Genomic DNA, 12,095 nt, shown 5'->3' with positions numbered 1-12,095 from the left:
GGCTTATGTGGCCCCGCTATCTGCGCGAAGAAAAGCGGGATGCCGGGTCAAGCCCGGCATGACGAAAAGGGAGGGGCAATGAACGATCAAGAAATTGCCACTGGAATATGCTGCACCCTGACTTGGAATCGGCCATTTTCTTCATCGTCACCCCAGCGAAGGCTGGGGTCTCAGGCGTCAGAAGATAACGTCTGACATATCCCACCAATCTGGATTGGCTTCTTCCACATGCTGGAGCCAGTGTCGTTTCGATTTTTTTCAGTGCCCGCAGCGATGTCGGCTGTGCGGCCGATATAGAGAACGCCCTTGACTTATTGGTCATCACATAGGTGTAGCCGCCCCGCGCCAGAGCGGACTGTAGCGCATCTACGCCTGAGACCCCAGCCTTCGCTGGGGTGACGGTGAGATTCATGTCTCCTTTACGATGCTTGCTCCCGTAAAGCCGACATTCCCCTACCCACCCTTTACGGTCGAACCTGTCCCGTCCCGCGCACGATCCATTTGTAGGTCGTCAGTCCCTCCAGCGCGACCGGGCCGCGGGCGTGGAGGCGGCCGGTGGAGATGCCGATTTCCGCACCCAGCCCGAATTCGCCGCCATCGGCAAATTGGGTGGAGGCGTTCCACATCACGATCGCGCTGTCGACCGCGTTCAGGAAGCGCGCCGCGGTTTCGGCATCTTCGGTGATGATCGCATCGGTATGATGGCTGGCGTGGGCGGCGATATGGTCGATCGCGCCGTCGACGCCATCGACCAGCCGGATCGACACGATCGCTTCGAGATATTCGGTGTCCCAATCCTGCTCGCTCGCCGCGATGACGCGCGCGTCCATCGCCTGGACCGCTTCGTCGCCGCGCACTTCGCATCTGGCGTCTAGCAGCGCCTTCACCAGCGCGGGCGCGTCGCCATAGGCGCGGTCGATCAGCACCGTTTCGGTCGCGCCGCACACGCCCGTCCGGCGCATCTTGGCATTCACGACCAGCTGCCGTGCCATCGCCGGGTTGGCCGCGCCGTCGACATAGCTGTGGTTGATGCCGTCCAGATGGGCCAGCACCGGCACCCGCGCTTCTTCCTGCACCCGTGCGACCAGGCTCTTGCCCCCGCGCGGCACGATCAGATCGATAAATTCGCTGGCCCGCAGCAGCGCGCCCACGACGGCGCGGTCGGTCGTGGGAATGAGTTGCACGACATCGGCGGGCAGGCCAGCGGCCACGATCCCCTCTGCCATCGCGCTCAGGATCGCGCGGTTGCTTTCCTTGGCTTCGCTGCCGCCGCGCAGGATGACGGCATTGCCCGCGCGCAGGCAGAGCGCCGCGGCATCCGCCGTCACATTGGGGCGGCTTTCATAGATGATGCCGATCACGCCCAGCGGCACGCGCACGCGGCTGAGTTCCAGCCCGTTGGGGCGCACGCTCCTGTCGATCACGCTGCCCAGCGGATTGGGCAGGCCCGCGACCTGTTCCACGCCGTCGGCGGTGGCGGCGACCCGGCCCGCATCCAGCTTGAGCCGGTCGAGCATGGCGGGCGACAGGCCATTGGCGGCGGCATTGTCCATGTCGCGCGCATTGGCGGCGATGATCGCCGGTGCCTGGTCCCGCAACGCCTGTGCCGCGCGGCGCAGCGCATCGGCCTTTTGCTCGTCGCTTGCCTGCGCGAGGATGTGCGCCGCGCGACGCGCGCGCGCGCCCATCGTCGCGATCAGCATTTCAGGAGTCTGGGTCAGGTCGTTCATCATGGGTCTCGCCACTATATGGACGGCGACCTAGCATGAAAGCATGGTGAAGCGAAGGCGGGACGTGACTGACGAGCGTCTGTCTTGAAATGCGCGAAAGAGCCATTCCGGTTGCCGCACCGGCCTGACCCTTGCGAACCAAGGGCCGATGACCAGACCATGGGTCGCAAATGATCCAGCCATCGGCAGGCAGTCAGACCACCTTCCATCGTCTCTATGCAGCCGGTGGGATGCCCGCATACCCCCACGGGGTTATGGCGAGGAATATGCTCAGCTTGTGATCTTGCAGCCCTTGCTCGTCGCCATGCCGCGCAGATAGCCGCGCCTGGCGATCCCCGCCGTGATCGCCGCCTGCAAACGCCGTTCCTGCGGCGCGGCGCCGCTGATTTCCCGCACCAGCCCGCGGAACGGGATGAGCGAATTGACGATCGTCTTGCCGACCGCCTCGGCAATCTTGCCTGCGCGATTCTCGTTCGCCTTGGCACCGACGGTGAAATCCTCCCCCAGCACCGCGTTCAGTTCACCCAGCGATGCTTTCAGCCCCTTGCAGCTGCGCGATGGAGGCGGCGCATAGGGATTTTCCACTGCCTTCGCCAGCACCGGCGGTATTTCGTCCTTGTCCAGGCCAATGTCGCGCACCGGCTGGCTGGCGATATTGCCCGCCTTCTTGAACGTCTCATCCTTTGGCTTTTCCGCTTCCTGCGCCAGCGCCGATGTCGACCAGAATAGTAGCGCGGCCATTGCGTATAGTTTCATGATCATGTCTCCCGCCCGACAAAACCAGCGACGCAATCTTTCGGTTCCCTTGCGAAACGAGCGCGTGTCGGGGCGAGACAGGCGACGGCATCGGCGTTAAGGCAGGCCCGCTTCAACAGGAGGACAGCAGGACGTGACAGACGCACCGATCGGCATCGCTTCGGACCAGCTTGGCGCCACCATATCCGCCCAGGGCGCGGAACTCTGGTCGCTGCGCGATGCGCAGGGGCGCGAGTTGATGACCGACGCCGACCCGCGCTGGTGGACGGGCCATGCCCCCTTGCTCTTCCCCTTTGTCGGGCGGTCGCGTGGCGACGCCTATCGGCTGAACGGGCGCGATTATGCCATGCCCCAGCACGGCTTTGCCCGCCGCAGCACTTTTGCGCTGGTCGAGCGCAGCGACAGCGCCGCGACCTTCCGGCTGGAAGCGGATGCGGCGAGCCTGCTTGTCTATCCCTTCGCCTTCCGGCTCGACATGGGTTTCGCGATCGAGGGCGCGCGCCTGTGCATGACCGCGACCGTGACCAACCGGGGGGAGGCTGTCATGCCCTTTTCCTTTGGCTATCACCCCGCCTTCGCCTGGCCCCTGCCCTATGGCGGCGCGCTGGAGGATCACCGCGTCGTCTTTGAACAGCCCGAACCCGCGCCGATCCGCAAGGTGGGCGCGGAACCCGGCCTGATCGCGCGGGAAGCGGTGGCGTCCCCGGTCGATGGCGACACGCTGGTCCCCAGCCATGCCATGTTCGAAGGGGATGCGCTCATCTGGGACGATCTCGCCAGCCGCTCCTTGCTCTGGGGCGTGCCGGGCCAGCCGCGCCTGAAGATCGACTTTCCCGATACGCCATGGCTGGGCCTCTGGCAGAAGCCGGGCGCCCATTATCTGTGCGTCGAACCCTGGGCGGGGATGGCCGATCTGGTCGGGTTCGAAGGGGATGTGTGGGCAAAGCAGGGCATCATCGCGCTGCCACCGGGCGAGAGCCGCGCCTTCCGCATGGACGTCAGCCTTGTGGACGTGTAACGGCGCAACCTAGATTCCGTTCGGGCTGAGCGAACGGCTTTATTACTCCCGACCCAGAAAATCATCATGACCATTCCATCCCGCCGCACCTTCGCGATTATTTCCCATCCTGACGCGGGCAAGACCACGCTGACCGAGAAGCTGCTGCTGGAGGGTGGCGCGATCCACCTCGCCGGTGAGGTCAAGGCACGTGGCGCGAACCGGCGTGCGCGGTCGGACTGGATGAAGATCGAGCAGCAGCGCGGCATTTCCGTAACATCATCGGTCATGACGTTCGAGCGGACGCGCGATGGCGAGACGATCACGTTCAACCTGCTCGATACGCCGGGTCACGAAGATTTCAGCGAGGACACCTACCGCACCCTGACTGCCGTCGATTCCGCCGTGATGGTGATCGACGCGGCCAAGGGTATCGAGCCGCAGACGCGCAAGCTGTTCGAGGTGTGCCGCCTGCGCAACCTGCCCATCATCACCTTCGTCAACAAGGTGGACCGCGAAGGCCGCGAGACGTTCGGCCTGCTCGACGAGGTGGCGGACCAGTTGCAGCTGGACGTCTGCCCGATGAGCTGGCCGGTCGGCATGGGCGGCGAGTTTGAGGGCATATATGACTTCGCCACCAACCGGCTGATGCAGCCCAGCGGGCCAAGCCGCGAATTTGACGGCACCCGGCACCAGTTTACCGGGCTGGACGATCCGAAACTCGCCGATTTCCTGTCGCCCGACGGGCTGGAGAAATTGCGCGAGGAGGCCGAATTGTCGCAGGGCGGCTATGCCGAATTCGACCTTGCCCGCTATCGTCAGGGAGACCTGACGCCGGTTTATTTCGGCTCCGCGCTCAAATTGTTCGGCGTTACCGAGTTGATCGACGCGCTGGCGGCCCACGCCCCGCCGCCGCGCGCGCAGCCCGCAGAACCCGCCGCCGTCGAACCGGAGGGCAGCGAAGTCACCGGCTTCATCTTCAAGGTGCAGGCCAATATGGACCCGATGCACCGCGACCGCATCGCCTTCATGCGGCTGGTGTCGGGCAAGTTCCGGCGCGGCATGAAGCTGACGCCCAGCGGGTCGGGCAAGGCGCTGGCGGTCCATTCGCCGATCCTGTTCTTCGCGCAGGACCGCGAACTGGCGGATGAGGCCTATCCCGGCGACATTATCGGCATTCCCAACCATGGCGCGCTGCGCGTGGGCGATACGCTGAGCGAAAAACCGGGGCTGCGCTTTACCGGCCTGCCCAATTTCGCGCCGGAAATATTGCGCCGGGTCCAGTTGAAAGACCCGACCAAGACCAAGCAGCTGCGCAAGGCGCTCGATGATCTGTCCGAAGAGGGCGTGATCCAGGTATTCTACCCGGAAATCGGCAGCAATTGGGTCGTCGGCGTGGTGGGGCAATTGCAGCTGGAAGTGCTGATTTCCCGGCTGGACGCGGAATATAAGGTCGCCGCCGCGCTGGAGCCTTCACCCTTCGATACAGCCCGCTGGATCAGTGGCGATGAGGGTGCGATCAAGGATTTCGTCGGCTTCAACGCGGCCAACATGGCCAAGGACCGCGACGGCGCGCTGGTATTCATGGCGCGCAGCGCATGGGACATCGGCTATCAGCAGGAACGCCACCCCAAACTGAAGTTCAGCGCGACCAAGGAGCGGTAACCCCCTCCTCCGTTCGTTTCGAGCGAAGTCGAGAAACGCTGGCACAGCGCTTGCTGCTTCTCGACTTCGCTCGAAGCGAACGGGGTGCATGCTACGCTGCAACCCAATCCTTGCGCAGCGCCCGGCCCGCCAATGCCATGAACAGACCGGCCAATAGATAGAAGCCCAGCGCCGCGACGATGGCATAGCGCAGCGCCTCCACGCCATAAGCAGGCGTCAGCGCATCCGACAATGCCCCCACGCTCCAGCTGCCCAGTCCCAGCCCGACCAGATTGTTGATCAGCAGGAAACTCGCCGCCGCGCTGGCGCGCATATGGGCGGGAACGAGATGCTGCACGGCGGTCAGCACCGGGCCGAGCCAGACATAGACCAAGGCCTGCGGGATCAGGAACAGCGCAAAGGCAAAGCCCACATTGTCGGACAGCACGCCGACCACGAACAGGGGCATTCCCACGACATAGCTGATCGCGGGTACCCAGGCATAATAGGCCTTGTCCCTGTTACCCATGGCATCGCCCAGCCAGCCGCCCAGCAGCACGCCCGCCACGCCGCCGATCAGCAGCAGCGCCCCCAGAAACTGCCCCGCGCCCAACAGGTCCAGGCCAAAGCTGCGCATCAGCAGGCTGGGCAGCCAGAAGGCGACACCATAGCCGCACATCGAACTGCACGCCGCGCCCAGCGCCAGCAGCCAGAAGCTGCGCTTGGCCGCCAATATGCCGAACACGGCGCTGACCGGCACCGCATCGTTCGCCAGTACCGGCCGTGCTGGTTCGCGCACCACCAGCCGGAACAGGGGCGCGATCAGCAGGCCAGCCACGCCGACCGCGATGAAAGCGGTGCGCCACTCGACCGCCTGCGCGATATAACCGCCCAGCAGCACGCCACCCGCCGATCCCAGGGGGATGCCCAGCGAATAGATGGACAGCGCCCGCGCGCGCTGGTGCGTCGGGAAATAGTCGGAGATCACGGCATAGGATGGCGCGACGCCGCCTGCCTCCCCCACACCCACGCCGACGCGAAAAGCGAACATCTGCCAGAAGCTGCCCGCCATGCCGCACAGCGCGGTAAAGCCGCTCCATACCGCAAGGCTGACGGTGATCACCCAGGTCCGGCTGGTCCGGTCGGCCAGCAATGCCAGCGGAATCGCCAGCGTCGAATAGAGCAGCGCAAAGGCGATCCCGCCCAGCGCGCCCAATTGCCCGTCGGTGAGGCCCAGTTCCGCCTTGATCGGCCCGGCGAGGATGCCCAGAATCTGCCGGTCGAGGAAGTTGAAAGTGTAGACGAGCAGCAGCATCGCCAGCACGACACCGCGATAGGCGGGGGAAACGGGGGGAGAGGCGGAGGGAACCGTTCGGTCTGTCATATATGCTCCTTACGCCCCTTGCCGCACAGCAAAAGCGTGTTCCCGCGCAGGCGGGAACCCGGTCCCGTCCCTGGAACCGGATTCCCGTCTGCGCGGGAATACCGAACCTAGAACTTCACCGTTCCGGTCACGAACACCTGCCGCGGATTGCCGTAGAACGCGGTCAGCGTGCCTTCGCGGCCCAGTGAAGGGGTCGGGAAGCCAGCGGCATTGTTGATGATCGCGCCGGTCGTCGCATTGGCCGCGACGAAGGTATAGCCCGACGTCTTATATTCCTTGTCCAGCAGGTTCTTGCCATGCAGCCCCAGCGTCCAGCGGTCGTCCGGCGCGGTGTAGACGATGCTGGCATCCCACAGGGCATAGCCCTTCTGGTCGATATAGGGGTTGGGGATTTCAAACTGATAGGTCTTGCTGCGCCATGAAAGGGTGCTGCCCGCATAGAGGCTGCCGTCGCCGACCGGCGTGGTGTAGCCGAGCGTGCCGCTGGCCGTCCATTTGGGGGTATTCTGCACCTTGCGGAACGCGGCCACATCGGTCGGTACCCCGCCGATATTGGTCACATATTCGCGATATTCGGCGTCGATATAGCCGACCGCCGTGGACAGGCTCAAACGGTCACCACCCGTCAGGAAATCCTGCGCCAGCCGCGCGTTGCTTTCAAATTCCAGACCCTTGAACCGCGCCTTGCCCGCGTTGGACACGACACCGCAGAAGGACGGCGTCGGTACGCCGCCGACGCTGACGGTGCAGGCGACCGAGCCGGGGATCTGCACGTCGTTATAGTCGGCATAGAAGCCCGCGACCGCGACATAGAGCGCGCCGTTCATGAAGTTGCCCTTATAGCCCACTTCATAGCTTTTGACGCTTTCGGGACGGAAGCTCAGGAAGGACGCGATCTCGCTATCTTCGCGAATGCCGTTGCCGTTGAGGTCGGGCGCATTGGTGCCCACCCCGCGCGGATCGAAGCCGCCGCCCTTGAAGCCCTGCGCATAGCTGGCATAGATATTGTGATCGGGCGTCGGCTTGTAGCTGATCGAGACACGGGGCGTGAACTTCTTATATTCGCGCTGGCCGTTGAAATCGGTGCTGGGCGCGCCGAACGCCACGCCTGCGCCGCCAAAGACGGGCGATCCGCCACCCAGATAGTTTTGCCGCAAAATGTCGGCGCGGCGCTTGTCCCAGGTATAGCGACCGCCCGCCGAAATGCTCAGCTGCTGCGAAATGTCGAAGGTGAAGTCGCCGAACACGGCATAGGTTTCCGTGTCGACATCGGCCTGGGTAAAGGCGGTCAGGCCAGCAACGGTCGTGAACAGCCGCACGTCGAACGCGGTATCGGCCTTGGCATCCAGATAGTAGAAGCCAAGCATGCCATGCAGCGGGCCGCTGTCATAAAGAAGCTGGAATTCCTGGCTCAGCTGCTCGTTGAAGTAGAAGGCCGGTACGTCGACATCGACGGCGGGCAGCGCGTCGAAATCGATCGGCGATGCGCTGTCATCCTTGCGCCACGCGCTGATCGACCGCAGCGTCACCGCGTCGGACAGTTCAGCCGTGATGTTCATCGATAGCCCGTAGGACTTCACATATTGCTTGGGGTCGGCAAGGCCGCCGCGCGTGTCGAACACGTCGTCCAGTACCGGCGCGCCCGACAGCTGGCCGGGAATCAGGCGGTGGCCGCCGCGCGCATTGCTGTTATCCTTGGTATAGTCGCCGGTGATCCGCATCAGCACGGGCTGGCCATAGCCGCCCATTTCGAACGTGCCGCGCGCGGCCCAGACATCCTTGTTGTAATTATCTTCGCCGGTGGTCAGATTCTTGCCAAAGCCGCCGCGCGACAGGCGGGCGAGTGCACCGCCGACCCGGATCATGTCGCCGACCGGGGCCGACACGCTGATGATGCCATCGGCCTGATCATAGGTGCCGTAGCTGCCCTTGATCTTGAGCGCGAAGTCCTGCGGCAGCATCTTGGTCACATATTTGACCGCGCCGCCGATCGTGTTGCGGCCATAGAGCGTCCCCTGCGGCCCGCGCAGCACCTCGATCCGATCGACATCATAAATGTCGAGGATCGCGCCCTGCGGCCGGTTCAGGTAGACATCGTCCAGATAGATGCCGACGCCCTGTTCAAAGCCGGACACGGGGTCCTGCTGACCCACGCCGCGGATGAAGGCGGTCAGCGTCGAATTGGTGCCGCGCGATGCTTCCAGCGTGGTGTTGGGCGTGAAGTTGGCGAGATCGGTAATGTCGATCGCGCCCTGGCTTTCCAGCTTCTCCCCGGAAAAGGCGCTGACCGCGATCGGCACGCTGACCAGCGTTTCCTCGCGGCGGCGGGCGGTGACGACGATCGCGCCTTCGCTGTCGTCCACGGCGGCCTGCGGCGCGTCCTGCGCGAGCGCGGGCAGGGCCAGCGCCCCGGTCCAGGCGGCGGAGGCAAGGGCGAGAGCGCGGATGCTGTGATGAGCCTTCATGAGCGGAACCTCTCCTGAATGATGCGCCCGTTTGGCGGGTCGCCATGTGTCTTGACCGATTCGATAATGAAAGTTGAACCAGCTTTCAACTTCAAATATGGAGCAGGCTATCGATGCGACCAGATTGCGCTAAAAAGAACACAGCGACGGGGGAGAGACTATGACCGACCAGGGGCCAGGCAGGGACGACAAGACGCCCCGCACGGCGCGCGGGGAACGCACCCGCCGCGGCCTGCTGGCGGCCGCCGCGCAGGAATTTGGCGAAAAGGGATTTCACGAAGGATCAATCAGCGGAATCACCCGCCGCGCGGGCTGTGCGCTGGGCAGTTTCTACACCTATTTCGACAGCAAGGACGATATTTTCCGCGCGCTGGTGGCCGATATGTCGGGGCAGGTGCGTGACTATGTGTCACCCCGGATCGCGCAGGCGCGCGACGGCATCGACGCCGAACGAATCGGGCTGCTCAGCTTTCTGGAGTTCGCCCGGTCGCACAAGGAACTCTATCGCATCATCGACGAATCGGAATTTGTCGATGCCGCCGCCTATCGCGCCCATTATGAAAATACCGCGGCCCGCATGGCGACACGACTGGCCAGGGCAGCAGAGCGCGGCGACGTGCGCCCGGACGTGGAGGAGGTGCATGCCTGGGCGATCATGGGCATGAATGTCTTTCTGGGGCTGCGCTACGGCGTCTGGGACGACAGCCGCCCAGCGGAGGAGATTGCCGCCATCGCCAATGCGCTGATCGAAAAGGGCATTGGCCGCCCGCAATAAGCGGAGCAAAACCGGCGCTGGCGCTTTGTGGCGGTTCACCCACCGGAGCATTGCCGCCATGATCACACCGACCGACCGCCAGTGGATGCAGCGCGCCATTGCCTTGGCACGCAGCAAGGGCAGTACCCCTGCCGACACGCCGATCGCCGCGATCATCGTGATCGACGGCCGCGTCCTGGCGGAACAGGTCAACCAGACGGAGGAGCATAAGGACGCCACCGCGCATGCGGAGATCATGGCGATCCGCGCCGCAGGGCCAGTTCATGGCGACATGGACCTGCGCGGCGCCACGCTTTATTCCACGCTCCAGCCATGCGGCATGTGCACCATGGCGTCGATCTGGGCGAAGGTTGGCCGGATCGTTTACGGCGCGGGCCGGGACGATGTGCATCGCATGTATTTCGAGGACCGCCATCTCGACACGATGGATTTCGTACGCGACGCGTGGCGCGACGATCTTGTGCTGGAAGGGGGATGCGAGGCGCAGCTTTGCGCCAGCCTCTATTACCGGCCCCAGGACGATGTGCCGATCGAGGAACAGGGCAATATCTAACCCGGCCTATTTCCGCAGCAGAAACACCGCATGTTCGGCAAACAGATTGGCGTTGGCATGGGTGGTTTCCCTGTCGCCCTTCAGAAACCATTGCCCGTCGATGGTCCAGCCGCGATCCTTCACCAGCGCGCGGAAATCGTCCACGGTCACATGATGGATGTTGAGCGTGTCATACCATGTGTCGGGCAATAGCCGCGTCACCGGCATCCGCCCGCCCCACAGCAGCGAAATCCGCCCGCGCCAATGGGCGAAATTGGGGAAGGATACGAAAGCCTGGGCAGCGATCCGCAGCAATTCCTCCACCACCAGATCGGGCCGCCGGGTCGTCTGGAGCGTCTGGCTCAATATCGCATAGTCGAAACTGGCGTCGGGATAATAGCGCAAGTCCGTGTCGGCATCCCCCTGCACCACCGACAGGCCGCGCCCGACCGCATCGGCGACGTTCGACCCGTCAAGCTCCAGCCCGCGCGCGTCGACCCCGGCATTGTCGCGCAGCGCCGCCATCAGCGCGCCGTCGCCACAGCCGACGTCGAGCACCCGCGCGCCCTGCCGCACGGTGCGCGCGATCAGCGCCAGATCGGGGCGCAACTGATCGCTCACGCCCGGCCGCCCTTCAGGAAGCCATCTACCACCCGGTTGAGTTCGGGACATTCCAGAAGAAAGGCGTCATGCCCGAACGGGCTGGACAGTTCGACGAAACTGGCCTGCGCCCCGCCTGCGTTCAGCGCATGGACAATGATCCGCGATTCCGCCGTAGGATAGAGCCAGTCGGTATCGAAACTGACAAGGCAGAAACGCGCCTTGCTGGCCGTGAAGGCCATGGCCAGCGACCCGCCATGATCCTCTGCAATGTCATAATAGTCCATGGCGCGGGTGATGTAGAGATAGGAGTTGGCGTCGAACCGCTCGACAAAGCTCAGCCCCTGATGGCGCAAATAGCTTTCCACCTGAAAATCCGCATCGAAGCCGAAGGTCTTGGCATCGCGGCCCTGAAGGCGCCGTCCGAACTTCTCGGTCAGCCCCGCTTCGGACAGATAGGTGATATGCGCCGCCATCCGCGCAACGGCCAGACCCGCGCTCGGCACCTGCCCGTCGGCATAATAATCGCCCCCGCGCCAGTTGGGATCGGCCATGATCGCCTGCCGCCCGACTTCATGAAAGGCGATATTCTGCGCGCTGTGCCGCGCGGTCGAGGCGATGACGATGCAGCGTTCCACCCGGTCGGCGAACAAGGTCGGCCAGGTCAGCGCCTGCATGCCGCCCATCGACCCGCCGATCACGGCATAGAGCCGGTCGACGCCCAGATGGTCGAGCAGCATCGCCTGCGCCCGCACCATGTCGGCAATGGTCAGAACGGGAAAGCGCATGGCGAAGGGCAGGCCGGTAGCCACATCCAGGCTGGCCGGGCCGCTCGACCCCATGCAACTGCCGACGACATTGGCGCAGATGATGAAATGGCGTGCCGGATCGACCGGCTTCCCCTCTCCCACCAGCCGCCACCACCAGCCGGGCTTGCCCGTCACGGGATGATCGGACGCGACATATTGGTCGCCGGTCAGGGCATGGCAGATCAGGATCGCATTGGATCGGTCCGGGTTCAGCGTGCCGTAGGTTTCATAGGCGATGTCGACCGGCCCCAGCGCCGCGCCGCTGTCCAGCGACAATGGCCCGGCAAGCCGAACCTGTCGGCGCAGGCCGAAACGACTATCATCTGTCATTGAAAGGCTGGCCATGGTCGCGCCGGGCTAGGACCACGGCGGAGCGCTGTCAATCTGGACGGGCGCTTTGCCT

General features: G+C 64.2%; 11 protein-coding genes. 4 read left to right on the top strand and 7 right to left on the bottom strand.

What is annotated here, in order from left to right:
* Positions 1–16 precede the first annotated feature (16 nt).
* The 3 genes from SX1_RS24755 to SX1_RS05100 form a co-directional block, all read right to left on the bottom strand.
* Positions 17–412 carry a hypothetical protein gene (locus SX1_RS24755; protein WP_255209703.1) on the bottom strand — a complete coding sequence of 132 codons (396 nt, stop codon included), beginning with the start codon at positions 410–412 and terminating at the stop codon, positions 17–19.
* Positions 413–464: 52 nt separating this feature from the next.
* The gene (locus SX1_RS05105; protein WP_026149524.1) at positions 465–1,730 is read right to left on the bottom strand and encodes a glutamate-5-semialdehyde dehydrogenase; all 1,266 of its coding nucleotides are present in this window, start codon (positions 1,728–1,730) and stop codon (positions 465–467) included.
* A gap of 270 nt (positions 1,731–2,000) precedes the next feature.
* Positions 2,001–2,486: a hypothetical protein gene (locus tag SX1_RS05100; RefSeq protein WP_026149523.1), complete on the bottom strand. Its 486-nt coding sequence runs from the start codon at positions 2,484–2,486 to the stop codon at positions 2,001–2,003.
* Between the two features lie 133 nt (positions 2,487–2,619).
* Between SX1_RS05100 and SX1_RS05095 the strand changes: the two genes are divergently transcribed.
* Positions 2,620–3,504, top strand: coding sequence for an aldose 1-epimerase family protein (locus SX1_RS05095; RefSeq protein WP_019052192.1), 885 nt, complete (start codon positions 2,620–2,622; stop codon positions 3,502–3,504).
* Between the two features lie 66 nt (positions 3,505–3,570).
* A complete protein-coding gene (locus tag SX1_RS05090) occupies positions 3,571–5,148 on the top strand; it encodes a peptide chain release factor 3 (protein WP_017181161.1) in 1,578 nt (525 codons plus the stop codon).
* Positions 5,149–5,239: 91 nt separating this feature from the next.
* Here SX1_RS05090 and SX1_RS05085 read toward each other — a convergent pair whose 3' ends face one another.
* Together SX1_RS05085 and SX1_RS05080 are read right to left on the bottom strand one after the other, a co-directional pair.
* The gene (locus SX1_RS05085; RefSeq protein ID WP_026149522.1) at positions 5,240–6,511 is read right to left on the bottom strand and encodes a spinster family MFS transporter; all 1,272 of its coding nucleotides are present in this window, start codon (positions 6,509–6,511) and stop codon (positions 5,240–5,242) included.
* Positions 6,512–6,618: 107 nt separating this feature from the next.
* A complete protein-coding gene (locus SX1_RS05080) occupies positions 6,619–8,976 on the bottom strand; it encodes a TonB-dependent receptor (protein WP_019052190.1) in 2,358 nt (785 codons plus the stop codon).
* 160 nt (positions 8,977–9,136) lie between these two features.
* On the opposite strand from SX1_RS05080, the gene SX1_RS05075 reads away from it, so the two are divergent.
* On the top strand, positions 9,137–9,751 hold the full coding sequence (locus SX1_RS05075) for a TetR/AcrR family transcriptional regulator (protein WP_019052189.1): 615 nt from the start codon (positions 9,137–9,139) through the stop codon (positions 9,749–9,751).
* A gap of 58 nt (positions 9,752–9,809) precedes the next feature.
* Positions 9,810–10,304 (top strand): nucleoside deaminase, encoded by a 495-nt coding sequence (locus SX1_RS05070; protein WP_026149521.1) that lies wholly within the window; start codon positions 9,810–9,812, stop codon positions 10,302–10,304.
* 6 nt (positions 10,305–10,310) lie between these two features.
* Here SX1_RS05070 and metW read toward each other — a convergent pair whose 3' ends face one another.
* Entirely contained in the window at positions 10,311–10,904 is a 594-nt protein-coding gene (gene metW / locus SX1_RS05065) for a methionine biosynthesis protein MetW (RefSeq protein WP_017181166.1), read from the bottom strand.
* Entirely contained in the window at positions 10,901–12,037 is a 1,137-nt protein-coding gene (gene metX / locus SX1_RS05060) for a homoserine O-acetyltransferase MetX (RefSeq protein WP_026149520.1), read from the bottom strand. The genes metW and metX overlap by 4 nt, the downstream gene beginning before the upstream one ends.
* Between the last annotated feature and the right edge of the window lie 58 nt (positions 12,038–12,095).

Origin of the sequence: Sphingobium xenophagum NBRC 107872 (assembly GCF_000367345.1) — a bacterium.
GTDB classification, from domain to species: Bacteria; Pseudomonadota; Alphaproteobacteria; order Sphingomonadales; family Sphingomonadaceae; genus Sphingobium; species Sphingobium xenophagum.
The sequence above is the reverse complement of the archived record's forward strand: the minus strand, read 5'-3'. Positions and strand labels throughout refer to the sequence as shown.

Coding starts and splice junctions, on each gene's coding strand:
- SX1_RS24755 (WP_255209703.1), bottom strand. CDS start 412: ATGAATCTCACCGTCACCCCAGCGAAGGCTGGGGTCTCAGGCGTAGAT.
- SX1_RS05105 (WP_026149524.1), bottom strand. CDS start 1,730: ATGAACGACCTGACCCAGACTCCTGAAATGCTGATCGCGACGATGGGC.
- SX1_RS05100 (WP_026149523.1), bottom strand. CDS start 2,486: ATGAAACTATACGCAATGGCCGCGCTACTATTCTGGTCGACATCGGCG.
- SX1_RS05090 (WP_017181161.1), top strand. CDS start 3,571: ATGACCATTCCATCCCGCCGCACCTTCGCGATTATTTCCCATCCTGAC.
- SX1_RS05085 (WP_026149522.1), bottom strand. CDS start 6,511: ATGACAGACCGAACGGTTCCCTCCGCCTCTCCCCCCGTTTCCCCCGCC.
- SX1_RS05080 (WP_019052190.1), bottom strand. CDS start 8,976: ATGAAGGCTCATCACAGCATCCGCGCTCTCGCCCTTGCCTCCGCCGCC.
- SX1_RS05075 (WP_019052189.1), top strand. CDS start 9,137: ATGACCGACCAGGGGCCAGGCAGGGACGACAAGACGCCCCGCACGGCG.
- SX1_RS05070 (WP_026149521.1), top strand. CDS start 9,810: ATGATCACACCGACCGACCGCCAGTGGATGCAGCGCGCCATTGCCTTG.
- metX (WP_026149520.1), bottom strand. CDS start 12,037: ATGGCCAGCCTTTCAATGACAGATGATAGTCGTTTCGGCCTGCGCCGA.